Below are 25,789 nucleotides of genomic sequence, written 5' to 3' on the forward strand. Positions count from 1 at the left end.
CGATATATCCCTGACTCTGCCGATATATCCCTGACTCTGCCGATATATCCCTGACTCTGCCGATATATCCCTGACTCTGCCGATATATCCCTGACTCTGCCGATATATCCCTGACTCTGCCGATATATCCCTGACTCTGCCGATATAAAAAGGCCTTCGTTTCATCGAAGGCCTTTTTATATCTCTCGCCACCAGGGTGAAACAGGATACGTTCTAGAACCAATAAGGACAGGTTCTCCAATTCGCGGCGTAGAAATGAGAATATTTTGTTTTTTAGCTGCTTTGGTTACACGTTCAATTGGGTCTGTCCAGTCGTGGAAGGAGAGTGAAAACGCAGACCAGTGAATCGGAATCATCGTTTGACCTTGTACATCAATATGAGCTTGTACCGTTTCTTCCGGCATCATATGGATCGCAGACCATCGTTCATCGTATTGACCACATTCCATTAGCGTTAAATCGAAGGGGCCGTATTTCTCTCCAATTTGTTTAAAATGAGGACCATATCCGCTATCTCCGCTAAAGTAAATTTTTGTTTGTTGACCCCTAATAACCCATGAACACCAAAGAGTTGTATCACGATCGAACAAGCTTCGACCAGAAAAATGTCTTGCTGGAGTACAAGCAAGCGTCAATCCTAAAAATTCAACCTCATCCCACCAGTCGTGCTCGCTTATTCTTTCCGGATTTACACCCCATCTTTCTAAGTGGCCGCCCACGCCAAGGGGAACAAAAAAATGCCCCACCTTGTCGTTCAGCTTCTTAATCGATCCATAATCAAGATGATCATAATGATCATGAGAAAAAATCACAGCATCGATTTGTGGAAGCTCTTCCACCTCCATAGGCAGCGTACGGCTATAGCGTTTATTTCCGAAAATCGGAAACGGAGTCGGGGCGTCTCCGAACATCGGATCTAACAATATTACCTTCCCCTCCATTTCCAATAACAAAGCCGAATGTCCAAACCATGTAACCGAGGTTTGATCGTTCATTTTAAAAGAAGAAGCCATAGGAATCAGCTGAGTTGGCTTTCGATTTGGATTTCCCTTCATAAAATCTCGCAGCATAGTAGCTGTGGATTTTATGGATGTGTCCATTTTCGCAGGAATTTGATTGCGAAATGTTTTACCTTGAAAATTTTGAGATTGCTCGAATATATGAACTTTCTCCCTTGACGGCTTTGCACCAAATACCGGGTAATATTTCAAAATAAGAAAACTGGCCAATATAATCAAAGCACCAATCGTTATGATACTATACATGCTGCAGTATCCTTTCCTATAACTTTTTCATTCACTGCTATACTGTCAAAACCACTCCGTCTCTTACGTTTGCTTTCCAATGCCCTGAAGAATAAACCGAACCAAGCGGTCTACTTCCAAGGGGTCATCCCATTTCACATTTGGAAAGAATACAAATCTAGCCATAAAGTACCCAAAAACCGATGTTCCTATTTGACGAAGAAGTTCCGTATTTGGGAGGTCGATTAATTCTCCCCTCTGTTTTCCCAGCTCTAACATAGCATTGATATGCTTTAATCCACGCGTTTCAAACACCTGGATAAATTGGCTCCGCAAATCATCTCTATGAAGGAGCTGGGACATTAAAATTTTAAAGATTGCTTTGTTTTCTTCTAAAAAAGCTAACCGATTTTTGATAATTACCGTTAAAAAACTTTCAAATCTTTCATATGGCTTACTCACCACATCATGAATAAACTCATCAGCTAATACAGGCACCGATTCCATTACAAAAGGAGCAATAACAGAAAGTAATAAGTTTTCCTTCGTGCCAAAGTGACGGAATATTGTTCCTTCTGCAACTCCTGCAGCTTTGGCAATTTCACTTGTAGAAGTTGCTGTATAGCCTTTTTCAGCAAACATTTGAATAGCCGTTTCTACAATTTGTTTCTGTTTTTCAGTCATTTTTTTATCGGTATTTGCTTGAGCCATCATCAATTGAATCATGCTGTTTGTTGACAATGTACTTTCATCACCTTCATTTATAGTCTATAACTATATTTTACGATATTTTTTCAATGCAAACACATTTAACACAATAAAAAGAAGAGCGAACCCTGCTAACATAAGTAAATCGCCGCTAATATCACTAAATCCGTGCCCTTTGTACATCACACTTTGCAGCGCATCTCCACCGTAGTACATCGGCATAATTTTCGCAATGACTTGCAGCCAGCCAGCCATGCCGTCAACTGGAAGAATGCCCGCGAAAAACACTTGCGGTACAACAACAATCGGAATGAATTGCATCATTTGAAATTCCGAATTCGCAAATGCAGATAACAAAATACCAAGTGACAACGCAACCAGCGCCAGCAATAGATTAATTAAAATAACATTCCAAACAGAACCGATAATCACAATGTCCAACACATTTACTGCATACAGAACAACAATGACTGTTTGAATAACCGCAAATAAACCGTACCCTAGTAAATAGCCATACACAATTTCTCGTCTTCGTATCGGCGTCGCCATTAATCGATCTAACGTACCTGTTGTACGTTCTCTTAACAAAGCAATCCCAGAAATAAGAAACACGAAGAAAAAGACAAAGAATCCGACTAAGATTGGACCTAAAACATCAAAAAAGGACGTATCCTGATCTCCGTATACATAAGTAGTGTTAATACTAGGTGATTTAGGGTTCACACCTGCATTTCCATTAGGCGCTTGTTTCTTCGCTGCTTCTGATGCGATAATTTGCTGTAGTTTCATTTGCAAAGCCTTTGTTTTCGAAGGATCAGCATTTGAAAACGTCAGCTTTATTTTATTTCCTTCCATATCAAGTAAAGCGTCCAAATCATCATCCATCACTGTTTGTTCAGCATTTTGTACGTGGGCATACGTTTTTACAGTAAAATCGTTTTCGTTCAGTTGTTCCACTAAAGAGCTGTCTCCATTTACAATCCCCACTCGAGGATTCTTAGGATCACTCGTAAACAGGAAGTGAATAAGCGTTAAAATGATTAGCGGCGCCACCATCATTAACGCGAGTGTTCGTTTATCACGCAGCATTTGCTGAAAAATACGTTTAACTACCGCGATGCTTCTCATTACTGCTTCCCTCCCGCTTTCAAGAATACTTCCTCTAAGCTTCCAATACCGTACTGCTGCTTCAGTTCCAACGGCGACCCGCTCGTCAACACTTTTCCTTCCCTTACCATTGCCAAGCGGTCACATTTTTCTGCTTCATCCATGACGTGTGTTGTAACCAAAATGGTTTTCCCTGCTGTCCTTAGCCGGAATAACTCATTCCAAATCGACAGTCGCAATTCAGGATCAATTCCTACTGTCGGCTCATCCAATACGAGCAGCTGCGGATCATGGATTAACGCGATTGCGAGAGACAGCCTTCGCTTCATCCCGCCTGAATACGCCCCCACCTTTTTTGATAAATCAGACGTAAGATTCACTAAATCAGCAGCATAAGCAATACGCTGTTTTTGTTCTCCTTTTTTCAAGCCGAATAAGGAAGCAAAAAACACTAAGTTTTCTTCTCCTGTCAATTCTGGATATAACGCATCAGATTGTGCCATATATCCAATTTTGGGCAAAGCCTGTAAGCTCGGAATTTTATCCCCTAATACTTCTACATCTCCTTTAGATGGATTATCCATACCAACAATGATTTTAACCAATGTCGTTTTTCCTGACCCGGATGGTCCAATCAGCCCGTAAATTTCTCCTTGTTTCACCGTCAAATCAATATTACTTAACACTTCTTTTTTACCAAAGCTTTTGCTTACTTGCTTTACTTTAATTACAGAATCCATATATAATTCTCCTTTCGAGAAAAATGAGTGATTACTCACTTTTAATTATACGATAATATATGTAAAAGTAAATACAAAAGTGAGTAGTTACTCACTTTGATTATATATTGGTTTTTACTAAAAAATTACCTGGCACAATAAAAAAAGAGCTTAGAAAATAAGCTCTTTTAGCACTGCTCTGGCGTACCGGTATTTGCCGCCGTCCTAAAACTCGAACCACACCCGCATGTTGCGATGGCATTCGGATTATCGATGGTAAAACCGCCGCCCAGCATGGATTGTTTATAATCAATTTTCAATCCTTCTAATACAGGGGCATCTTGTTTATCAATTAGAAATTTCACACCGTGAAAACCAAGCACTTGGTCGTTTTCCCCAGCCTCTTTGTCAAATCCAAGACCGTAGGAAAGCCCGCTGCAACCGCCTCCCTTTACTGCAAGACGCACATATTGCTCTCCTTCTCCAGCTTGTTCTATCATGTCTTTAATTTGAAGAGCAGCTTGCTCTGTTACATTAATCATAAAACCAACTCCCTTCTTCTGCTTTTATTATACCTGTTCTTTTGCCTGATACTCAATTTAAGCAACCGGCCAGTAGAAAACTCCAGTACAAATCGTTTCAGCAGGTCCCTTCATAATAACGGTTCCTTCTTCTGTCCAGGTAATAAATAAATCTCCTCCTGCCAAGTGCACCGTCACATCAGTTCCCTTTTGCATTTTTCCGTTTAAAATAGCGGCAACTACAGCGGCACAAGCTCCGGTTCCACATGCTTGTGTGACGCCGGAACCGCGCTCCCATACACGAAACTTCATTTCCTCTTCGTTTACAATTTCCACAAATTCCACATTTACACTCTCAGGAAACAGCTCATATCTCTCTAACACCGGTCCAAGTGTTGTTAATGGCGCCTGTTCAATAGTGTCAACAAAGATAACCGCATGAGGGTTACCCATGGAAACAGCAGTCAGTTCATAGGTTTGCTTTTCAAATACAACGGTTTCTGTAATAAATCCCTCTTTTTCTTCACCAAGCATTGGGATTTCACTTCGCCCTAGCCGCGGCTGTCCCATATCAACAGCAACATACGTTACCACTCCATTTTCCACAGTAACTTCTGCGGTTACCAGCCCTGCTAATGTATCAATTTGAAATACTGTTTCATCTACTAGCTTATGTTCGTATGCATATTTGGCGACGCAACGAAGACCGTTGCCACAGCTTTTCCCTTCGGAACCATCCTTATTGAAAATACGCATCTTCACAGGAGCATAATCAGATGGACAAATTAAAATCAGTCCATCAGAGCCAATTCCTGTATATACATTCGATACTCTTTGTGCCAGTTCAGCTAAATGTTCCTCTGCCAGATGCTCTTCGAACATATTCACATAGATGTAGTTATTACCGAGTCCATGCATTTTTGTATAAGAAAGCTCCCTCATATTCTTCACTCCAAAAAATTCGTTTTTTCAAGTATAAAATGAGATGTTTTTGAAAACAATATAAATATCCCCCGTTTCTCATTATAAAAAAGAAAGCCCGTATTATTACGGGCTTTCTTTTTTCTGTATTCTCTTAAATGAACATTCCTGCAATTGTAGCGCTTAATAAATTTGCCATCGTGCCTGCGGCAACCGCCCGCAAGCCAAATTTTGCAATATCAGCGCGCCGGCTTGGGGCCATCCCTCCTAATCCTCCTAACAAAATAGCAATGGAGGAGAAATTAGCAAATCCGCATAGCGCAAATGTAATTATCGCACCTGTTTTTTGAGATAGAGTGTCTATAATTGGGGCAAATTCAGAAAAAGCAACAAATTCATTTAAAATGAGCTTTTGTCCGATAAAGCTTCCTGCTGTTACCGCATCTTCCCACGGTACACCGATAACAAAGGCAAGTGGTGCAAAGATATACCCTAAGATTAATTGCAATGACAAATCAGGATACCCAAACAGTCCTCCAATTCCTCCAACTAAACCGTTGATCAAAGCAATAATAGCAATAAAAGCAATTAACATTGCACCTACATTCAATGCAAGCATTAATCCGTCAGAAGCACCGCGCGCCGCTGCATCAAGGACGTTGGCCTGATCCTCGTCACGCTCCATCACCACTTTTTCTGCTGTCTCCGGCTTCTCCGTTTCAGGGAAAAATAATTTAGCCATAATTAAGCCTGCAGGCGCTGCCATCACAGCTGCCGCTAATAAAAATTGCAACGGTACACCCAATGCCGCATAGCCAAATAAGGTAGAACCGGATACGGAGGCAAGCCCTCCTACCATAACAGCAAACAGCTCTGATTTTGTTAGTCGGTCCATATACGGACGAATCACAAGGGGTGCTTCTGTTTGACCAAGGAAAATATTTGCTGTAGCTGACAAAGACTCTGCTTGACTCGTTCTCAGTAATTTAGACAAAGCTCCTCCAATGATCCGGACGAACCATTGCATAATACCAAGATAGTAAAGTACCGCAATAAAAGAAGACAAGAAAATCAATACAGGAAGCACTCGAAACGCAAAAATAAAACCTGTCGGCTGACTCGGATCTGCCAAGCTGCCAAATAAAAAGGAAATTCCTGCATTAGCATAATCAATAACCTTTTGTACACCTTGTGTGACACTTTGAAGTGCTGCTCTCCCTACTGACCATTTCAATACGATAAAAGCAAATATGATTTGAATAGCCAGCCCTCCGAGAACCGTCCGATAGCTAATCGATGTTTTATTATTCGAAAAGAGAAAAGCTATCGCAAACAAAAACAACACTCCGCCTAATCCCCAAATAACATTCATCTTCTTCACCTCATCAATTTAAAAAACTATTTATCGCTTCTTAAATAGTAATAACCCATTCTTCTTCTATTTACTAAAAAACACAGTATAAAATTTTATACTGTGCTGAAAATTTGTATTTTCTCTTTTCAATAGATACTCATTCACTTTTAGGGACAAGATTAAGATGCTAATAAAAAAAGCTGCCCTTTGGCAGCAATATGTTAAAACATTGGATTTTCTTCCAAGTATTCATAGATGTTTTTGATTAACTCATCTGGCGTTTCACCAGTAACTGCTTCTCCATTCACAAGTGCAAACATACTTTCATAACAAATACCACAATACCCCAAACAGCCATATTCAATAATATCTAAATCTGGGTCTTTTTCAAGTGTTTCTCGTGCTTTTTGAGACCCGTTTGCCAGGTTGCTGACGCAAAATTCGACAATCGGCTTAATCACATTTCTTCCCCCCTCCACTTCATTTACTGTAATCTTTTTAGTGGGAAACGTCAATAAATTCAACGTTTCTTTCCTAATATTGCATACGAACATTTTAAGATATGCGTTGTTATTTGTTCACATATTCGTTATAATTTGATTGATAAAGTCGAAAAATTTTTAGTTAGATATAATTTTATAACTATTTGGGCAAATTTTGAATGCAAAGGGGAGTCCAGCATGAAACACCTCGTAATCCTTGGCGGTGGATATGGTGGTATGAGAGTTTTACAGCGCATTCTTCCGAACCTTCGTGAAGATACTACTATAACTCTTATTGATAAAGTACCGTATCACTGCTTCAAGACTGAATACTATGCGCTAGTTGCGGGAACGATTTCTGAAACACATATTCGCATGCCGTTTCCAAAGCATGAACGCCTGAATTTTCAATATGGCGTAATTGAAAACGTAGACATTGATAATAATATGGTACATTTAGCAAGCGGAGAATCCATACAGTATGATGATCTAATTATTGGTTTAGGCTGTGAAGATAAATATCATGGGGTACCAGGTGCGAAAGAATTCACGTACAGTGTACAATCTATTGAGAAATCAAGACAAGCATATCAACAATTAAACGGATTAGCACCGAATGCCACAGTCGGCATCGTGGGCGCTGGATTGAGCGGAGTAGAAGTGGCAAGCGAACTGCGTGAAAGCCGACCGGATTTGAACATCCTGTTATTTGACAGAGGCAACCGTATTTTATCGATGTTCCCTGAGCGTTTAAGCGAATACGTAGAAAAATGGTTTATTGAGCATGATGTTATCATTGTACGCAATTCTAACATCACCAAAGTAGACAAAAACAAATTATACAATCACCATGAACCAATTGACTGTGATGCTATCGTATGGACAGCTGGTATACAAGCAAACAGCGTGGTTCGAAAATTAGATGTAGAAAAAGATAACAGCGGCCGCGTTGTTCTAACGAAGCATCATAATATACCAGGATACGAGCATGTATATGTACTAGGCGATTGTGCAAGCCTTCCGCACGCTCCATCAGCACAGCTGGCTGAAGGGCAAGCAGAGCAAATCGTAACAATTTTAACAAAACGCTGGAACGGCGAAGAGCTTCCAGAAGAAATGCCAGTCATCAAATTAAAAGGTGTACTCGGTTCCCTCGGCAAAAAACACGGCTTCGGCTTATTAGCTAATCAAGCGTTAATCGGTCGTGTACCTCGCCTGTTGAAATCAGGTATTCTTTGGATGTATAAGTTCCATAATGGATAATACACAAAAAAGGAGTGAAGAAATTCACTCCTTTTTCTATTGTATTTTTCATTGCTCTGAAAGCTTTCCATCCTCTATCAGCACAACACGGTCGCATAAATCTAACATTCTCTCATCATGAGTAACCATAATAGCGGCTTTTTGTCTTTCCCTTACTTCTGCTGCCAGCATTTCCACTACTGCACGCCCTCGTTCAGAATCAAGGCTTGCTGTCGGTTCATAGGCAAGAATAATCTCAGGATTGTTCATAAACGCTCGAGCTATAGCCACGCGCTGGTGCTCTCCGCTCCATCAGCTGCTTCGTGGACAATATACCCTGCTGTCTCCAAATAATGCTTTAGCAATTGGCGGATATGAGAATCATCATCCGTAATCAAAACGTGGATCATTATATAACAACTCCTTGCATCCTATTTCTGTTGATTCGGGTTCCTTTCAGTCTCCTTCATAAGCATGACTATAAGAAAAACCCTGCCCTCATCAGGCAGAGTCTTTTACAAGTATTTTTCTAACTCTTCGTATACATTCTTTAAGCTCGGGTTACCTTCCCCTACAATTGTATCATTGACAAGAACAACCGGATAAAATAAGTCTTCTTCAATTACACGATTTGAAAATGATCGTTTTTCTTCATTCTCATGCGTTTTAAAAATATCCACATATTCGAATTCGAATGAGTGATTTGGATACTTTCTGTCAATAGCCGCTTTCAGCCAGTCGTACGTTTCAATTGAGGACGGCATCCCCACACAGCTTGCACAAACAACCTCTGCACCATAAACACTGATTTTAACCATTTTTCATCCCCCTGTATGAACTCTGCTGCTTTATCAAACACTACAAGCGCAGTACTTCACCATTCTTTTGGCCTCAACATACTTTATAGTACTGCTTCCATAAATGAATGCAAACTCTATAATAGATTTTTCCCTATAAAATGATTATAATAAAAATTAGGAAAGGAGTCGATTAATATGGAAAACATGACAGAACAAGTACAAGAAGTATTAGATAAATTACGCCCATTCCTTCTTCGTGATGGAGGAGATGTGGAATTAGTGGATATTGAAGACGGTATCGTTAAATTACGTTTAATGGGTGCTTGTGGTACTTGCCCAAGTTCTACTATTACATTAAAAGCTGGTATTGAGCGTGCTCTTTTAGAAGAAGTTCCAGGCGTAATTGAGGTTGAGCAAGTATTTTAATCGAAAAAAAGGGACTGTGTCCATTCTTTATTAAATAAAGGAGACCATTCATTGGTCTCCTTTATCGTTTCATCCAGTCAATTTCTCGTATGCCTAGCTTTTCGACTGGCAGCTTAATCATGGTATAGAAATTCCCTAAAAACTTTTCAAATTCTTTTGCATCTTCTACAATGCCCTCCAAACGCTCTTGATGAGCCTCTCGTTGCTGTTCTGATCCACTTAAGTAATATCCCTCGATTGTTTCAAAATAATGAAGAGGAAACATTAAGCGAGCGTATAGGAGCCGCCATCCAAATGCAGATAAAGGACTGCCTTGCTCGTATTCATATAAAAACTCCATAATTCGTTCCTTTGTATTCGGAAGCTTTGTCAAATATGCACCGCGAATCCACTCCGCTAAATCCCTGCTTGGATGGTCATAGACCCAATCAGTAGGAAGCTTAATTTTGCGTAAATTACGCCACGTATCAGGTGTGAATCGATGCTGACAGATGGTCGCAGCATCCGTTACCTGAGGCTCATCATCAATTTCGGTATCTACTACATATTGAATTGCGTTTTCCGCTAAACCTAAAAAGTATGGAAACGAATCAACAAACAACGTTTCAAATACATTAGAAGGATGATGTATTACTTTCCCGTTCCAAAAGCGCTCCAACTGATCTAAGCGTTGCTCCCAGAGAGATTTCCATTCTCCAATTCGATTTATGCTGGAAATTTCTCCAGGAAACATGGTGCCTCTTTTATGAAACATAGCAAGCTCTTTTCCTTCATTCGCCTCTTGTACCTCGGGCTGACGCATCGCCCTCAGCAGGAGATAGTCCTCATTTTCCAAGCTGCTTACATAATATCCTTGGACAGTCGGCACAAACGTTCCTACTGACCAATCCCCCTGCTCAATCATATAATCACTTAATCGCTTCATTTCAGCTAATTCCTCTTCCTTGAGAGAACCAACCGGCACAAGCACATATATTTTATTTCTGATCCAAAAACTTTTATAATGACCAAGAGTGGATAATTCACTTACTTGAAGTTGATACTGTTCAAAAAGGGCTTGAATCATAAACACTCGCCACCTAATTTTTTAATTTATGTATATGATTATTGATTGAAATTTAATAGTTTTTTAGGTAAGTCCAAACACTTCACATAATTCTCCTTTTTGGCGTATACAATATTAAAAAGAAAAACAGGTGATACTATGACGCAAAAAAACGGCAAAAATAAGATGCAGACTAAAGCGTTGCAATGGTTAGAGGAACGTGGTGTGACAATCGATGATATTGCACAGCTCGTATTTTTTTTACAAGAAAAATATCATCCTAATTTAACAATAGAGGAATGTAAATACAACGTAGAACGTGTACTAGCGAAACGGGAAGTGCAAAATGCTCTCGTAACTGGCATACAACTTGATGTACTTGCAGAACAAGGGCTATTAGAAGAACCTCTGTTAACGACGATTCAAAAAGATGAAGGTCTATATGGCATTGATGAAGTAATTGCTTTATCTATTGTCAACGTCTACGGTTCCATCGGTTTTACAAACTTTGGCTATATTGATAAATTGAAACCGGGCATTTTAAAAGACTTAAATGATAAGTCCTCCGGCCGTATTCATACTTTTTTAGATGACATTGTCGGGGCAATTGCAGCGGCTGCTTCCAGTCGTCTTGCTCACCGTGCAGCGCAAACAGAATAAAAAATGAAAACGGATTCAACAGTGATAATTTGCTTCATTATTCATAAAGATAAAATGACGTGCCGCTTTGGCACGTCATTTTAATACTTTCTTATTTTTCATCTGCAGGAATAAATGCAGATACTGGTCCAAGTTCTTGCTCTAGGTAACGACGGATACGAGACGGATATATGCGGATTGTTTCAATGTGTGTATTTACGGTCTCAAACACAACCTCATGCTTTACAGTAACATATTCCTGCATCAGCATTTTACGTAAACGCACCACTTCTTTTATATGTTCTCCCTCTTGTGCAGGAAGAACCGATTCATCTATTAAGATTTCAATAATATCCTCATAGCTCCCCGGGTCGCGCATAATAAAGCCGTCAATCATCGCATTCCCCACATCCAACATGCAATCAATCATAATGTGGGCTATTCGTTCAAGTGCATATAATTCCAGTGTGCCTTTATAGGCATCATTTGATAAAAAAGCCGCCGCTGCTTCTTCTAAGCATTGGAGCGTTTGCTCAATTTTTTTGCGGTCTACAAAATACATTGTGTTCATCTCCTCAGCTGTTTTTAAAGCCCTTTCAAAATATACATCCTTATTGTACTTGTTTAATGGCAAAAAATCGATATTTAGAAAGAATTTATATTTGCTGGCATGTCTGTTATAGTATACATGTATGATTTCAGTATTGGGGGAAATGTATTTTGGATCGTGAACTTGCATTAGAAATTGTCCGCGTAACAGAAGCAGCAGCACTTGCTTCCGCACAATGGATGGGACGAGGTAAAAAAAATGAAGCGGATGATGCGGCAACAACTGCCATGCGCAAAATGTTTGATTCTGTAGATATGACGGGAACGGTTGTCATCGGAGAAGGAGAGCTTGATGAGGCTCCGATGTTGTACATAGGAGAAACATTAGGAAGTGGAAACGGACCCGAAGTAGATATCGCTGTCGACCCGCTCGAAGGTACAAATATTGTAGCAAAGGGCTTGGCTAATGCGATGTCAGTTATTGCTATTGCTGATAAAGGAACCTTGCTTCATGCACCAGATATGTATATGCAAAAAATTGCGGTCGGTCCAAAAGCAGCCGGTAAAATCAGCTTAGACGACCCCATTGAAAAAACAATTGAAATTGTGGCAGAAGCTGCTAATAAACGTATTCAAGATTTAACGGTTATTATTCAAGAACGAGATCGTCATCAAGATTTAATCGATCGTGTTCGTGCAAAAGGCGCACGCGTTAAACTGTTTGGAGACGGCGACGTAGGTGCTTCTATTGCAACAGCGCTTCCTACGACAGGTGTTGACTTATTTGTCGGTATCGGCGGGGCACCAGAGGGTGTTATCTCAGCAGCCGCCTTAAAATGCTTAGGGGGAGAAATGCAAGCACGTCTCCTTCCTCAAGATGAAGCAGAAGAAGTGCGCTGCCGCCATATGGGTCTTAAAGACCCTCGTCAATTATTAACATTAGAAGATTTAGTAGCCGGTGACGATGCTATTTTCGCAGCAACAGGAGTATCCTCTGGTGAATTACTTGAAGGAGTCACATTCCTTGGCGGTGACTTAGTGGAAACACACTCCATTGTCATGCGCTGCAAAACAAAAACCGTTCGCTTCATTAAGGCACATCACCATTTGGAACATAAACCGCATTTAGTTATGGAGCTGTAAAATTAAAGGAGGAACCAAATATGTCAGAACGCTTTTTTCTTTACGATGATACAGTCACAACAAAAACAAGATTTGTCAGCTTTATGGGAGAAAATGATCGTCATGACTTAGCCATCGTCTACTCAGACCGTCACTATGGCAAAGCATTGGTACTGGATGTTCAGCGCAACAAATTTGCCATTATCGGTCAAGATGACTTAGATGAGCCTGGCTATTTAGAATACGCATACGGAATCGATGAAAAAGCAGCGGAAGAACTGCGCTCTTTCTTGTATGAAACATTGTAAGGACACTATTCCTTGTCTGGAGCTCGCAAAATTACATCAGTTTTACTCTTGTTTACACCAGTTCTCAAATAATAAAAATAGGCGTGCTCTTGTCGCACGCCTATTTTTTGACCTTTTTCAATACAAAATAAGCACATCCAAAATTACAGAATTCGTATAAATACTCAGATAGTGTACTGATTTTTGTATCGTAGGATGAACGCTGGTTAGAGTCTTCAAAGAATCCGCGCAAACGCAACTGGCTGTAGCCCCAATCTCCTACAATATAATCATATTTATTTAAAATATCGGCATAACGGCTTTTGAATGCCTCTTCGTTAAAACCCTCACGGTTCTCACTAATCAGCTCATAGCATGTATTGTTGATGCAAATCATCTGTAACCTCTCCTTGTACGCTGGACTCAGCCTCATCTTTTCCACTTTCTCTATACATATACTTCATTATTTACTTAAAATCCTTGTCTCCATAATGGTACCATAAAGAAAAAGCGCCAACAATTTAATTTCTATCTAGTAAAAGCTAAAAAACGGTAAATACTAAGGGCAAGCTCCCACCGACTGATGATTAGTTGAAGGATGCTTTACATTACTGGAGGTGAACGATAATGAGAAAAACCAGCATAGCTGTTCTCGCAGCCGGTTTACTTCTCCTGTCTGCTTGTCAGCAATATGGCACAGCAGAAATGCGAGAGAAAGAATCCTTACAGCAAGAAGAAGGAAGCCGAGTACTTCTTTCCAATGAAAATAAGAAAAATATATATGTGCAGCAAAAGGTCGGCGATCGAAAAACAGATGCAATCACAAAGCTTGGATATTCTCGCAAGCAAAAGGAACCTGGTCAAAACATGAGTGATACCGATGAATTCTCGACAATGAACCGAGTGACGCTCGCAGAAATTATAAGCGATTTATCCGTAAAGCTACCGGATGTTACGGATGCGGCAACTCTTGTTACAGATGATGAGGCGTTTATTGTCTATCGGGCTAATACAACTGATCCAAAGCTCGTAGCTGACCAGGTATACAAAACAGGATTATCCGTTGTTCCGCGATACTTTCATGTGTATGTATCCGATAACACAAAGCTGATGTCACAAATGGAGGGTCTCAAATCCGGCAAACTGAATGGGAAAGAATACAATCAAACCATTGACATGTTTGTGCGTGAAATGAGCAAAAATCCTCATTTAAATAATCAGCCGAATGATTCTATGCAAGATACGATTATGAAGTAAAAAAGCAGCTGATAACCAGCTGCTTTTTTCTATTGCGCTTGTGCAGTGTTTTGTTTTGCAGATTGTACTTGCTCATCCGCATGATATGAGGAACGAACAAGCGGACCAGCCTCACAGTGACTAAATCCTTTAGATAATGCGATCTCCTTCAATTCTGCAAACTCTGCAGGCGACCAATACTTGATTACCGGCAAATGCTTTTTCGATGGCTGCAAGTATTGGCCGAGCGTTAAAATATCTACGTTATTGGCACGTAAATCGTCCATTGCTTCAATAATTTCTTCTTTTGTTTCTCCAAGTCCAATCATGATGCTGGACTTTGTTGGAATATCCGGCTGCATCTCTTTCGCACGGCGCAAAAATTCTAAAGAGCGCTCGTATTTAGCTCTTGCGCGAACACGATCAGATAAACGGCGAACCGTTTCAATGTTATGGTTTAAAATATCAGGACGCGCATCCATTAACATTTTTAGGTTTTCGTATACTCCGCCCATATCAGATGGCAGTACTTCGATAGACGTAAATGGATTCTTGCTGCGAATAGCACGAACTGTTTCTGCAAAAACAGCGGCTCCCCCATCCTTTAAATCGTCACGTGCTACGGCAGTTACCACAACATGCTTCAAATTCATTTGTTCCACAGAATCGGCTACACGTTCTGGTTCTTGTAAATCAAGCTCAGTTGGTAAACCTGTTTTTACAGCACAAAAACGGCATGCGCGTGTGCAAATATCACCTAAAATCATAAAAGTAGCTGTTCGGCGTACAGCCCAGCACTCATGGATATTCGGGCATTTTGCTTCTTCACACACTGTATGAAGATTTTTTGAGCGCATCATTTTTTTCAAGCCGTTATAAGTTTCATTCGTATTTAGTTTAATCTTTAACCACTCGGGCTTACGCATATATTCTGTTGGTTTTGTCATCAATTATCAACTCCGTACGAAATAAGTAAAATCTTGTCGCATGTTCACATTTTAATGTAACTGTACCATATTTACCATATAGAAACAAAGGGAAATGCTCAAATTTCCCTACTTGTAAATTATAGGAAATTTCTTTCCCATAAATTTTCTCTTATGAATTAAGACACAAATCCCACACTAATAGATAGGAATGCCCTTGAAAGGAGATAGTTCCTGTGTGGAAAAAACTAACCATTATACTCATATTGATTAATCTTTTCTTGCCGACGCTGCCTGCATCTGCAGAAGTGGATAAACAGAAAATTTATCAGCAAAGAATGAGTCTTTATAAAGAGGTAGAACTTATCTCGCATATCCCATGGCATTATTTTGCAGCCATAGATCAATACGAGCGTAACGTTCGAAGTGTGCGACGAGATATTCCGAAAAAACAAGATGGTGTCATTTCCATTTACTTCAAACCCGAGATTTGGAGCGGTTCACTAAATCCAAATCAAAATGATAAACAGCCGTTCACAATCGCATTGTTTGGCGGTATCGGTTTAGATGGCGATAACGATGGCTATGCAGATCAAAATAATGACCGTGACTTGCTTTATACAATGGCAAATATCATTGGACATTATGGCAATAACCGAGAACACATTAAAATTATGCTTTGGGAGCATTATAAAAGAGCAAAAACCGTCGAGCTTATTACAGGATTTTCTAGAATGTATGCACATTACGGAAAAATTGATATTGAAGGAAATGCTTTTCCAGTCCCGATTTCCAGCAACCATAGCTACCGCAGTACATTCGGCGCTCGACGAAGCTTTGGAGGACTTCGTTCCCATGAAGGAACAGATATCTTTGCCGGTTATGGAGTACCTGTACGTGCAACCTGCTATGGAATTATAGAAACAAAGGGTTGGAATCGTTTAGGAGGCTGGCGCATCGGCATTCGCGATTTGCATAATAACTATCACTATTATGCACATCTAGGGGGATTTTCGAAAGACGTTAAGCTCGGACAAATTGTAGAACCAGGAACAGTTGTCGGTTTTGTCGGCAGTTCAGGCTACGGGCCTCCGGGAACAGCAGGAAAATTCCCTCCGCATCTGCATTATGGATTATATAAAGATAATGGCTACACTGAATGGTCTTTTGACCCATATATTCATTTACGCTTATGGAAACAACAAGAACTGATGAGAATAAGAAAAAAATAGGGCTGATGTATCAGCTCCTATTTTTTCTTTTCATCTTCTTTTAATATCGGAATCGCTGGAGCAGCCCCGTTTCCTCCCCCATTATAATAACTAGGCACCTTTCCTTGTACAAGAGTTGTTGCAATAGGAATATTCGTTTTTACTGTCGTCTGCTTCGTTTCAAACGGGATGATAACTTGCAATGTTACTTCTACCTCTACAAAAATCCTCACTAGAGCATTGTTGATACCGTATTGTTCAATTTGATGATTTACTTTTGTCTTTACATCACCAATTGTTGTAAATGTGACCGGAATATTTGGCCCTAGATTTCCAAGCAAGGCATTTTTTGTTACTTGTCCGAGAGGAACAGCAAATAAAATTCCTTCCGTATCCAAATTTTTTGTTAAGTTGAATTTGGGATCCCCGTACACGCCCAGCTCTTTTGCCTTTCCTTTTTCCGCCATATGTAAATAAGTTTCAACATGAGAAGTCGTAGATGTAGCAATAGCATTTACCACTTCTGTGTTGAAGTCCATGGTAGAAACGCTCCCATCATTATCTGTTTGAATCGTTATCAATTTATCTGTATTAAACCCCTCTCCAACTTTATCGTTAACTGCTTGTGTGATGATAGCTGTTGCTAAACGCTTTGTTTGTGTTTCGGCATACGTGATCAATGTAGGCTCGATGCTTCTATTCACCAACCATAGCCCCTGAATAGTCAGCAATGAAAAAATAAACAGGGACAAAAGCATTACGTGTCTAAAAGGTAATGGACCTCTTCTTCTACGTTGAAATCCACCCATATGAAAATCCCTCCTTCTCATTCATATCTATGCGAGAAGAAGGGACAAAAGGATAAATTTATATCATTTTTAACATTGCCTCTTTACCGATTGTACCAGCCGTTATACCCAGCTTTTCTGCCTCATATGTCACAGACTCCAACGGTGCTTCCAAAAGCTGTTCAATTGTCCGCACACCGACTGCCCTGCCTGCGATGATACCTCGATCGCTCAGCTTTTCATTCAATAAGCCAACGTCAAGCGCCCCGCACATAATATATCCTTTCTCACTCATAACCGCAAGAAGGTTTGTTTTAGGCAGCTTCACACTTACAGCGGTAAATTGGTGATTCTCTATCATAATGGGCTCTAAAGTTACCATCTTCTTCACACTCCTCTCCCTCATACTGTATGAAGAGACGAGTAAGATGTGTTACGATTTTACAGAAGTACTTAGCTCAATTAACTTACCCTTCAATATATCGCGAAGCAATTCCGGCAAATAATATTCCTTTTCCTTGATAACAGCCAGCTCCGGATATAAATAACCAAATGTGAACATATCAATGGTACCTAACACATATTGGCGTTCCAACTCCAAAGGCTCTCCGTTTATATACACTTCTTCCAGCAGCTTCTTGTTCCCCTGAATCGTATCAGGAATAACCTCTACTCCATCAAAAACCATCTTGCCGACCACTTTCCCTCGAAAACCAAACCCCTTCAGCTCCATATGCTCCATTTCCCGTTTGCGTGCTTTTATAATTACTTCGCGCAACGCTTTTCCTTTCACAAGCAAGCGGCAAGGGTTAATAGGATGCGGACAAATACGATGTATATCCGCCTTTGTCACGGGTCCCTTCAAAAGTGAATCAAGCAGTACTCCAGCGTTCACCATGCCGATTTCAGCCCCGCACCACTCTTTTAATGAAGAAGCTACCATCTTTGAAAACGGTGTTTCAGCAAACCAATCTACAGTCAAATCCTCTTTTAGCTCTACAACTGTTTCTTCCATCAATTGTTCACTTTGCCGCTGCAAGACTTCTAACGTTCCATCGTCGTATTTGTATCCATTCAATTGTTGTGTCGCAATAGTACGAGCTTGTTTTGATACTATACACTTCGTTTTAGGATGTACTTCAAGCTTCACATGTCCGATGTGCTGTCCCCATTTCCCTGTACAGCAAAGCAACGTATCTTGTACAAGCATTCCTGATTCGAAAAAATGATGAGTATGTGCCCCAAAAATGACGTCAATTCCTTTAAATTGCTTCGCAATGTCTTCATCAGCGGTACGGCCAAGGTGAGAAAGAAGAACTACAATATCCGCTTTATCCTGTACTTCCCCTAACACATGGTCTAATATCACCATAGGGTCTTCAATGCGCCAGCCTAACTGACTATAAAAAATATCATACTGTACCGTCACACCAATAAATGCGATTGTGATGCCATCATCAAGGTGCCGTAATTCATAGGGCTTTGCCCAAGATGGGCGGCTTCCATCAGGTTCAAATAAATTAGCAACAAGGACATCAAAATGCGCCTCTTGATACAGATTCGTTAATTCGTGTTTTGCCAATGTAATGCCTTCGTTATTTCCAATCGTCACAAAATCATATCCCGCTTCATTTAAGAGCTGCACATTCCCTTTTCCAGATGTCGCTTCCGAGATAATGTGAAACCGATCCACGTGATCTCCTATATCTAATACAAAAACTGCTTCTCCTCGTTGTTGGCGGCGATTTTTTTCCTCCTGCATGTACTGCGCAACCGTATTCCAGTTTTCAAAGTGACTATGTAAATCGTTTGTATGATACAGATGAATCATAACGTGTTCTTGTTTCTCTGTCAGACAAAACACTCCCTTCATATCAGGTTTGTCCTATCTTTGGCCATATAGATATATACGATTTCAAAAATAAGAATCCTTTTTCGAATAGATGTGAAAATAAAAACAGTGTACTTTATCTAGGCAAGCTTGAGTGTGAACGTCATGTATATTCAAACTCTCGAGCTAATTGCTCTATTATTTTACATTATGTTATCATACTGGATTTCATTATTAAAAAACAAGAAAAAGAGCCAGCTTCTTATGAGGCTGACCCTTTTATACAAAACTATAAGCTGTCTAGCTTTTTTTATTATCCGATAGAACCTTCCATTTCGAACTTGATCAGACGGTTCATTTCTACTGCATATTCCATTGGAAGCTCGCGTGTAAACGGCTCGATGAAGCCCATTACGATCATTTCTGTTGCTTCTTGCTCAGAAACGCCGCGGCTCATCAAATAGAATAATTGTTCTTCCGATACTTTAGAAACCTTCGCTTCATGCTCTAATGAAATGTTGTCATTTAGAATTTCGTTGTACGGAATTGTATCTGATGTAGATTGATTATCCATAATCAACGTATCGCACTCAATGTTAGAGCGAGAGCCTGCTGCCTTGCGTCCAAAGTGTACAATACCACGGTATGTTACTTTTCCGCCATGCTTGGAAATTGATTTTGATACGATTGTAGAAGATGTGTTTGGTGCTAAATGAATCATCTTCGCGCCCGCATCCTGATGCTGACCTTTTCCGGCAATTGCGATAGACAATGTCAATCCGCGCGCTCCCTCACCTTTTAAGATAACCGCAGGATATTTCATTGTTAATTTAGAACCGATATTGCCGTCGATCCATTCCATTGTTGCATTTGCTTCACAAACTGCACGCTTCGTAACCAGGTTGAAGACGTTATTTGCCCAGTTTTGAATCGTTGTATAACGGCAGTAAGCATCCTTTTTGATCATAATCTCTACCACTGCACTGTGAAGAGAATTTGTTGTATAAACAGGAGCTGTACATCCTTCTACATAGTGTACATGTGCACCTTCGTCTACGATGATCAAAGTACGCTCAAATTGTCCCATGTTCTCAGAGTTGATGCGGAAGTACGCTTGCAATGGTGTATCGACTTTTATTCCTTTTGGAACATAAATGAAAGAGCCGCCGGACCAAACTGCAGAGTTTAATGCTGCAAATTTATTATCAGTCGGAGGAATAACTTTACCAAAGTGTTCACGGAAAATATCTTCATTTTCCTTTAACGCGCTGTCAGTATCCTTGAAGACGATTCCTAATGCTTCAAGATCCTCTTTCATGTTGTGGTATACTACCTCAGATTCGTACTGTGCAGATACACCCGCTAAATATTTTTGTTCCGCTTCTGGAATACCTAGTTTGTCAAAAGTTGCCTTAATTTCTTCCGGCACTTCATCCCAAGACTTCTCAGACTTCTCAGAAGGCTTTACATAATATGTGATTTCATCAAAGTTTAATTCAGATAAATCTCCACCCCATTGTGGCATGGACATATTGTAAAAGTGTTCTAGCGACTTCAAGCGGAACTGAAGCATCCACTCAGGCTCGCCCTTCATGCGGGAAATTTCTTCTACAATCTCTTTCGTTAATCCGCGCTTGGAACGGAAAATCGATACGTCTTTATCTTTAAAACCATATTTATAATCGCCGATTTCAGGCATTTGTTTCGCCATATTGTTTCCCTCCTTGCGAATTTGTCAGCACCCTAAAGATACCTTGACCAAAGCACTATTTATGGTCATCTAATCCCTTTTCCATTGCTTTCCACGCTAATGTAGCACATTTAATGCGCGCCGGGAATTTAGAAACGCCCTGTAATGCTTCAATATCGCCTAAATCCAAATCTTCATCATATTCTTTTCCTTGCATCATATCGGAAAATATTTTTGAAAGCTGTAATGCTTCTTCAATTTTTTTCCCTTTTACCGCTTGTGTCATCATAGAAGCAGAAGACATAGAGATGGAACATCCTTCTCCTTCAAACTTCGCCTCTTGTACAATGCCGTTTTCAACCTTCATTGTTAACTGAATACGGTCTCCGCAAGTCGGGTTATTCATATTGACCGTCACACTTTCATTATCCAATACGCCGCGGTTACGCGGGTTTTTATAATGATCCATAATTACTTGACGGTATAACGCGTCTAAATTGTTATTAAAAGACATTTGTGAAATACTCCTTTGTTTTTATTAGTCCTTCAACAAATGTGTCGATTTCATCTTTCGTGTTGTAAATATAGAAGCTTGCACGGGCTGTAGCCGATACTTTCAGCCATCTCATCAACGGCTGGGCACAGTGATGACCAGCGCGTACTGCGATACCTTCTACATCTAATACAGTCGCAACATCATGAGGATGTACGTCATCAATATTAAATGTCACAAGGCCTGCACGATGCTGTGGTCCATAAATGGTAATGCCTTCTACTTCAGATAGTCTTTGCATCGCATATTGAGCTAATTCGTGCTCATACTTTTCAATATTATCTAAGCCAATATCCTCTAAAAAGTCGATTGCGGCCCCAAGTCCAATTGCGTTTGCAATAATCGGAGTACCTGCTTCAAACTTCCAAGGCAGCTCTTTCCAAGTAGAATCATATAAATCTACAAAATCAATCATTTCACCGCCGAACTCAACCGGCTCCATATTTTCAAGCAATGCTTTCTTTCCATACATAACCCCAATTCCAGTCGGCCCGCACATTTTATGACCGGAAAGTGTATAAAAATCGCAATCTAAATCTTGTACATCCACCTTCATATGGGGCGTACTTTGTGCTCCGTCTACAACCATAATTGCCCCATTTTTATGTGCAATTTGTGCAATTTCTTTAATTGGGTTAATTGTGCCAAGTACGTTAGACACATACATAATAGAGACAATTTTTGTATTCGTTGTGATAGTTTGCTCTGCATCCGCCAATGAGATGGTCCCGTCAGGCTGAAGAGGAAGATACTTTAAGGTAGCTCCCGTCTTCTTCGCCACTTGCTGCCAAGGAATGATATTGCTGTGATGTTCCATATAGGAAATAACAATTTCATCGCCTGCCTTCAAGTTTTCACGTCCGTAACCTGTGGCAATCGTATTTAACGCAGTTGTTGTGCCGCGCGTGAATACAATCTCCTCCGTTGACTTCGCATTAATAAACTTACGAACCTTTTCGCGCGCGCCCTCATATGCATCAGTAGCTTTCGTACCGAGCGTATGAACTCCACGATGTACATTGGAATTGTATTCCTTATAATAACGATCCAAGGCTTCGATAACTTGAATCGGCTTTTGTGAAGTAGCAGCACTATCCAAATAAACAAGCTGCTTGCCGTTAACCTGTTGATCTAGTATCGGAAACTGCTTACGGATCTCCAGGATATCCATTATCGTACTTTCCTTTCGATAATCTCCGTAAGCTGCGTTTTTACTTCCTCAATAGGCAGTTCATTTACTACTGGAGCCAAGAATCCATGAATGACTAAGCGTTCTGCTTCTGTCTTTGAAATACCGCGGCTCATCAAATAGTACAACTGTGTAGGATCTACTCGCCCTACAGATGCTGCGTGACCTGCTGTTACATCGTCTTCGTCAATTAATAGAATTGGATTCGCATCGCCACGTGCTTTTTCATTCAACATCAATACACGAGATGTTTGCTCCGCATTGGACTTAGATGCCCCATGCTCGATTTTGCCAATTCCGTTGAAGATAGATGTAGCTTGGTCTTTTTGTACACCATGCTTCAAGATGTAACCCTCAGAATTCTTACCGAAGTGAACAACCTTCGTCGTGAAGTTTTGCGTTTGCTCTCCACGTCCAACTGTTACTGTTTTTGTATCAGCATATGAACCGTCACCCATTAAGTTCGTTACGTTTTCAGAAATGGTATTGCCGTCGTTCATTAACCCAAGTGCCCATTCTAGACGAGCATCACGTCCAGCTACGCCGCGACGGTTTACATATGTTGTCATCTCTTTTGCCAATTGATCAACCGCTCCGAATGTCAATTGCGCACCTTGCTCAAGGATAGCTTCCGCTACAATATTAGCAATACCTGTAGCATCTTCGTTCGCAACATAGTTTTCTACATATGTCGCAGAACTATTTGTATCAGCTACAACAAGAACATGGTTATACATATTGGCTTCTGGGCCTTCAACAACAAATACAGCTTGAAGAGGCGTTTCTAATACAACGTTTTTCGGAATATAAACGAACGCTCCGCCGTTCAAAAGTGCTGCATGAAGAGCAGTTAAACGGTGTTCGTTTACTTCTACTCCTTCTTTCATGAAGTACTTTTGCACTAACTCGCTGTGTTCACGTACAGCCGTAGCAATATCAGTGAAAATTACACCTTTTTCCTTCGCCTCTTGTGATAGCGCAACAAATGCTGTTGTACCACTGCGTTGTACAAGTAAGTTTTTCTTTTCATTATCTAAGTTAATTAGCTTTTTCACATCTTCAGGAAGCTCTTCTAATGAACGAACAGGTTCTTGCTTCGTTCCTGTTCCTGTTCCTACAAAGTCCCATTTTGTGATTTTTGTTTTATCCGGGTTTGGCAGAGGAAGAGTTTCCGCTTGCGCAAGAGCTTGTAAGCGAAATTCCGTCATCCAGGCCGGTTCGCCCATTTCGCTAGAAAGCTGGCGAATATAGTCTTGATCAAATAATGTACCGATAGTCATGTTCATCCTCCTATCCGCTTACGCTTCTTGCTCTACTGTTTCGTCTTCGATACCTAGTTCTTTTTTAATCCAGTCGTAGCCTTCTGCTTCTAAACGTTGTGCTAATTCAGGACCGCCAGATTTTACAATGCGTCCATTCATCATTACGTGTACATGATCAGGCGTAATGTAATTTAATAAACGTTGGTAGTGAGTGATGATTAGGCATCCGAATTCTTCACCGCGCATTTCGTTTACGCCTTTAGAAACTACTTTCAATGCGTCAATATCAAGACCGGAATCGATTTCGTCAAGAATTGCGATTTTCGGCTGAAGCATCATTAATTGCAGAATTTCATTACGCTTCTTCTCACCGCCTGAGAAGCCTTCGTTCAAGTAACGCTGCGCCATAGCAGAGTCCATTTCTAAGAAGTCCATGCTTTTATCTAAAGTACGGATAAATTTCATTAGGGAAATTTCATCGCCTTCTTCACGACGTGCATTCATTGCAGAACGCAAGAAGTCCGCATTTGTTACACCGCTGATTTCGCTTGGATATTGCATTGCTAAAAATAGACCTGCACGAGCGCGCTCATCTACTTCCATTTCCAATACATCTTCACCATCTAATACAATAGTTCCAGATGTTACTTCATATTTTGGGTGTCCCATAATCGCAGAAGATAAAGTAGATTTACCAGTTCCGTTCGGACCCATGATTGCGTGGATTTCTCCGCCTTTTACTTCAAGGTTTACACCTTTTAAAATTTCTTTTCCATCGATCGCAACATGTAAATCTTTAATTGTTAAAGTTGAACCAGCCATTACGATACCTCCAATTTAAATTCTATATAAAATAAGAAAGATTTTAATTGTAACATTCTCATTTTATTCTCATTCTAATTTTATAGCAAATAAAAACGTATATCAAATTTCAGAAATATTAAACTTCTATCACGAAAACATGGACATAACAAATTATTATTCATGTTTCTTCCTATTTAATATGTACTCTATTTAAATAAAAAATAATAAGAAGGCCTCAAAGAGATTTGAGACCTTCTTATCGAGCAGCTTTTAATTTCCATGATTTGGTCAGCTTGTGAAATATATTACTCGCTTACAGGTACAACCGCACCTTTGTATTTTTCTTTAATGAAATCTTGAATTTCTTTAGAGCGTAATACTTCTACAAGCTCTTGAATCGCTTGTTTATCTTCATCACCTTCACGAACTGCAATGATATTTACATACGGAGAATCTGCTCCTTCAATCGCGATTGCATCTTTCAATGGATTCAAGCCAGCGTCAATTGCATAGTTTGTGTTGATTAAAACGATGTCACCTTCGTTATTTTCATATACTTTTGGTAAAAGACCCGCTTCGATATCTGTTTTAAATTGTAACTCCTTTTTATTTTCCGCAATATCCTTCACAGTTGCTGTTGTAGTATCTACACCGTCTTTAAGTTTAATTAACCCTTGTGCCTGCAATAATGTTAGTGCACGCCCGTGATCCGCGACAGAATTACTCATAATAACGGTCGCTCCGTTTGGAAGCTCCTGTAAGCTCTTATATTTTTTAGAATAAATTCCGATTGGCTCAATATGAATACCGCCTGCATTTTTGAATTTATATCCATTTTCCTTCATTTGAGATTTTAGGTAAGGAATATGTTGGAAGTAGTTTGCATCTAATTCTTTATCCGCTAATGCTTTGTTTGGTAAAATATAATCTTGAAACTTTTTGATTTCCAGCTTTACACCTTTTTTCTCTAATAACGGCTTTGCTTTTTCCAAAATTTCTGCATGAGGTACGTTAGATGCACCAACCACCAATGTATTTTCATCTTTTTTCCCGCCGCAAGCAGCTAATGCTAAAACAAAAACGGCAATGACTGTTAACAACACTTTTTTCATTATAATTACAACTCCTTTTTC

The 25,789-nt window shown here is 40.0% G+C and carries 29 protein-coding genes and 2 pseudogenes; 7 read left to right on the forward strand and 24 right to left on the reverse strand.

All coding sequences use genetic code 11. From position 1 onward, the window contains the following. Window positions 1–176: 176 nt before the first annotated feature. The 8 genes from J7Q84_RS13355 to J7Q84_RS13390 form a co-directional block, all read right to left on the reverse strand. Complete coding sequence (locus J7Q84_RS13355) at window positions 177–1,100, reverse strand: MBL fold metallo-hydrolase (protein WP_481747555.1); 924 nt, start codon at window positions 1,098–1,100, stop codon at window positions 177–179. A 228-nt stretch (window positions 1,101–1,328) separates the two neighbouring features. Further along, on the reverse strand, window positions 1,329–1,985 hold the full coding sequence (locus J7Q84_RS13360) for a TetR/AcrR family transcriptional regulator (protein WP_209095075.1): 657 nt from the start codon (window positions 1,983–1,985) through the stop codon (window positions 1,329–1,331). A 33-nt stretch (window positions 1,986–2,018) separates the two neighbouring features. Then, window positions 2,019–3,080: an ABC transporter permease gene (locus J7Q84_RS13365; RefSeq protein WP_209095076.1), complete on the reverse strand. Its 1,062-nt coding sequence runs from the start codon at window positions 3,078–3,080 to the stop codon at window positions 2,019–2,021. Next, window positions 3,080–3,799: an ABC transporter ATP-binding protein gene (locus J7Q84_RS13370; RefSeq protein WP_209095077.1), complete on the reverse strand. Its 720-nt coding sequence runs from the start codon at window positions 3,797–3,799 to the stop codon at window positions 3,080–3,082. Before J7Q84_RS13370 ends, J7Q84_RS13365 begins: the two co-directional genes overlap by 1 nt. A gap of 167 nt (window positions 3,800–3,966) precedes the next feature. Beyond that, window positions 3,967–4,320 carry a HesB/IscA family protein gene (locus J7Q84_RS13375; protein ID WP_209095078.1) on the reverse strand — a complete coding sequence of 118 codons (354 nt, stop codon included), beginning with the start codon at window positions 4,318–4,320 and terminating at the stop codon, window positions 3,967–3,969. A 57-nt stretch (window positions 4,321–4,377) separates the two neighbouring features. Then, window positions 4,378–5,241: a diaminopimelate epimerase gene (gene dapF / locus J7Q84_RS13380; RefSeq protein ID WP_209095079.1), complete on the reverse strand. Its 864-nt coding sequence runs from the start codon at window positions 5,239–5,241 to the stop codon at window positions 4,378–4,380. A 133-nt stretch (window positions 5,242–5,374) separates the two neighbouring features. Continuing rightward, complete coding sequence (locus tag J7Q84_RS13385) at window positions 5,375–6,592, reverse strand: NupC/NupG family nucleoside CNT transporter (RefSeq protein WP_209095080.1); 1,218 nt, start codon at window positions 6,590–6,592, stop codon at window positions 5,375–5,377. A 203-nt stretch (window positions 6,593–6,795) separates the two neighbouring features. After that, on the reverse strand, window positions 6,796–7,035 hold the full coding sequence (locus J7Q84_RS13390) for a YuzB family protein (protein WP_348519859.1): 240 nt from the start codon (window positions 7,033–7,035) through the stop codon (window positions 6,796–6,798). Window positions 7,036–7,254: 219 nt separating this feature from the next. Here J7Q84_RS13390 and J7Q84_RS13395 point away from each other — a divergent pair, with 219 nt between their 5' ends. Further along, window positions 7,255–8,319, forward strand: coding sequence for an NAD(P)/FAD-dependent oxidoreductase (locus J7Q84_RS13395; RefSeq protein WP_209095082.1), 1,065 nt, complete (start codon window positions 7,255–7,257; stop codon window positions 8,317–8,319). A gap of 48 nt (window positions 8,320–8,367) precedes the next feature. Here the strand turns inward: J7Q84_RS13395 and J7Q84_RS13400 are convergent. The 3 genes and pseudogenes from J7Q84_RS13400 to J7Q84_RS13405 all read right to left on the reverse strand — a co-directional run. Then, window positions 8,368–8,604, reverse strand: a pseudogene (locus tag J7Q84_RS13400) (hemin ABC transporter ATP-binding protein); the annotation flags it as partial. Beyond that, the gene (locus tag J7Q84_RS18620; RefSeq protein WP_280635594.1) at window positions 8,580–8,708 is read right to left on the reverse strand and encodes a response regulator; all 129 of its coding nucleotides are present in this window, start codon (window positions 8,706–8,708) and stop codon (window positions 8,580–8,582) included. The pseudogene J7Q84_RS13400 and the gene J7Q84_RS18620, both read right to left, overlap by 25 nt. A gap of 105 nt (window positions 8,709–8,813) precedes the next feature. Beyond that, entirely contained in the window at window positions 8,814–9,116 is a 303-nt protein-coding gene (locus J7Q84_RS13405; protein WP_209095083.1) for a YuzD family protein, read from the reverse strand. A gap of 186 nt (window positions 9,117–9,302) precedes the next feature. On the opposite strand from J7Q84_RS13405, the pseudogene J7Q84_RS13410 reads away from it, so the two are divergent. Continuing rightward, window positions 9,303–9,524: pseudogene (locus J7Q84_RS13410) on the forward strand (NifU family protein); the annotation flags it as partial. 61 nt (window positions 9,525–9,585) lie between these two features. Here J7Q84_RS13410 and yutH read toward each other — a convergent pair. Further along, window positions 9,586–10,590 carry a spore coat putative kinase YutH gene (gene yutH, locus J7Q84_RS13415; protein WP_209095085.1) on the reverse strand — a complete coding sequence of 335 codons (1,005 nt, stop codon included), beginning with the start codon at window positions 10,588–10,590 and terminating at the stop codon, window positions 9,586–9,588. A 138-nt stretch (window positions 10,591–10,728) separates the two neighbouring features. On the opposite strand from yutH, the gene J7Q84_RS13420 reads away from it, so the two are divergent. Beyond that, window positions 10,729–11,229, forward strand: coding sequence for a phosphatidylglycerophosphatase A family protein (locus J7Q84_RS13420; protein ID WP_209095086.1), 501 nt, complete (start codon window positions 10,729–10,731; stop codon window positions 11,227–11,229). A 91-nt stretch (window positions 11,230–11,320) separates the two neighbouring features. On the opposite strand, the gene J7Q84_RS13425 is transcribed toward J7Q84_RS13420, so the two are convergent. Further along, window positions 11,321–11,770, reverse strand: coding sequence for a DUF86 domain-containing protein (locus tag J7Q84_RS13425; RefSeq protein ID WP_209095087.1), 450 nt, complete (start codon window positions 11,768–11,770; stop codon window positions 11,321–11,323). Between the two features lie 158 nt (window positions 11,771–11,928). Between J7Q84_RS13425 and glpX the strand changes: the two genes are divergently transcribed. Both glpX and J7Q84_RS13435 read left to right on the forward strand, forming a co-directional pair. Next, window positions 11,929–12,900 carry a class II fructose-bisphosphatase gene (gene glpX, locus J7Q84_RS13430; protein WP_209095088.1) on the forward strand — a complete coding sequence of 324 codons (972 nt, stop codon included), beginning with the start codon at window positions 11,929–11,931 and terminating at the stop codon, window positions 12,898–12,900. 20 nt (window positions 12,901–12,920) lie between these two features. Then, entirely contained in the window at window positions 12,921–13,187 is a 267-nt protein-coding gene (locus J7Q84_RS13435) for a DUF3055 domain-containing protein (RefSeq protein WP_209095089.1), read from the forward strand. 100 nt (window positions 13,188–13,287) lie between these two features. Here the strand turns inward: J7Q84_RS13435 and J7Q84_RS13440 are convergent, their stop codons facing one another. Further along, the gene (locus J7Q84_RS13440; RefSeq protein WP_209095090.1) at window positions 13,288–13,563 is read right to left on the reverse strand and encodes a YutD family protein; all 276 of its coding nucleotides are present in this window, start codon (window positions 13,561–13,563) and stop codon (window positions 13,288–13,290) included. A gap of 230 nt (window positions 13,564–13,793) precedes the next feature. Between J7Q84_RS13440 and J7Q84_RS13445 the strand changes: the two genes are divergently transcribed. After that, window positions 13,794–14,423 carry a YhcN/YlaJ family sporulation lipoprotein gene (locus J7Q84_RS13445; protein WP_247739264.1) on the forward strand — a complete coding sequence of 210 codons (630 nt, stop codon included), beginning with the start codon at window positions 13,794–13,796 and terminating at the stop codon, window positions 14,421–14,423. Between the two features lie 29 nt (window positions 14,424–14,452). On the opposite strand, the gene lipA is transcribed toward J7Q84_RS13445, so the two are convergent. Then, window positions 14,453–15,349, reverse strand: coding sequence for a lipoyl synthase (gene lipA, locus J7Q84_RS13450; protein ID WP_209095091.1), 897 nt, complete (start codon window positions 15,347–15,349; stop codon window positions 14,453–14,455). Between the two features lie 233 nt (window positions 15,350–15,582). Between lipA and J7Q84_RS13455 the strand changes: the two genes are divergently transcribed. Continuing rightward, a complete protein-coding gene (locus tag J7Q84_RS13455) occupies window positions 15,583–16,560 on the forward strand; it encodes a M23 family metallopeptidase (RefSeq protein ID WP_481747556.1) in 978 nt (325 codons plus the stop codon). A gap of 17 nt (window positions 16,561–16,577) precedes the next feature. Here J7Q84_RS13455 and yunB read toward each other — a convergent pair whose 3' ends face one another. The 9 genes from yunB to metQ form a co-directional block, all read right to left on the reverse strand. Then, window positions 16,578–17,348 (reverse strand): sporulation protein YunB, encoded by a 771-nt coding sequence (gene yunB / locus J7Q84_RS13460; RefSeq protein WP_209095093.1) that lies wholly within the window; start codon window positions 17,346–17,348, stop codon window positions 16,578–16,580. Window positions 17,349–17,406: 58 nt separating this feature from the next. Further along, window positions 17,407–17,709 carry a YunC family protein gene (locus J7Q84_RS13465; protein ID WP_209095183.1) on the reverse strand — a complete coding sequence of 101 codons (303 nt, stop codon included), beginning with the start codon at window positions 17,707–17,709 and terminating at the stop codon, window positions 17,407–17,409. 51 nt (window positions 17,710–17,760) lie between these two features. Further along, window positions 17,761–19,200: a bifunctional metallophosphatase/5'-nucleotidase gene (locus tag J7Q84_RS13470; RefSeq protein WP_280635595.1), complete on the reverse strand. Its 1,440-nt coding sequence runs from the start codon at window positions 19,198–19,200 to the stop codon at window positions 17,761–17,763. A gap of 271 nt (window positions 19,201–19,471) precedes the next feature. Then, a complete protein-coding gene (gene sufB / locus J7Q84_RS13475; protein WP_209095094.1) occupies window positions 19,472–20,869 on the reverse strand; it encodes a Fe-S cluster assembly protein SufB in 1,398 nt (465 codons plus the stop codon). A 55-nt stretch (window positions 20,870–20,924) separates the two neighbouring features. Beyond that, the gene (gene sufU, locus J7Q84_RS13480; RefSeq protein ID WP_209095095.1) at window positions 20,925–21,362 is read right to left on the reverse strand and encodes a Fe-S cluster assembly sulfur transfer protein SufU; all 438 of its coding nucleotides are present in this window, start codon (window positions 21,360–21,362) and stop codon (window positions 20,925–20,927) included. Beyond that, a complete protein-coding gene (sufS, locus tag J7Q84_RS13485) occupies window positions 21,352–22,572 on the reverse strand; it encodes a cysteine desulfurase SufS (protein ID WP_209095096.1) in 1,221 nt (406 codons plus the stop codon). The genes sufU and sufS overlap by 11 nt, the downstream gene beginning before the upstream one ends. Then, complete coding sequence (gene sufD, locus J7Q84_RS13490; RefSeq protein WP_209095097.1) at window positions 22,572–23,870, reverse strand: Fe-S cluster assembly protein SufD; 1,299 nt, start codon at window positions 23,868–23,870, stop codon at window positions 22,572–22,574. Before sufD ends, sufS begins: the two co-directional genes overlap by 1 nt. 18 nt (window positions 23,871–23,888) lie before the next feature. Next, on the reverse strand, window positions 23,889–24,674 hold the full coding sequence (gene sufC / locus J7Q84_RS13495; RefSeq protein WP_209095098.1) for a Fe-S cluster assembly ATPase SufC: 786 nt from the start codon (window positions 24,672–24,674) through the stop codon (window positions 23,889–23,891). Window positions 24,675–24,961: 287 nt separating this feature from the next. Continuing rightward, window positions 24,962–25,768, reverse strand: a complete 807-nt coding sequence (gene metQ, locus J7Q84_RS13500) for a methionine ABC transporter substrate-binding lipoprotein MetQ (protein WP_209095099.1) — start codon at window positions 25,766–25,768, stop codon at window positions 24,962–24,964. Window positions 25,769–25,789: the final 21 nt, after the last annotated feature.

It is taken from the genome of Bacillus sp. 165 (assembly GCF_017742235.1).
Lineage (GTDB): Bacteria > Bacillota > Bacilli > Bacillales > Bacillaceae_G > JAGHKQ01.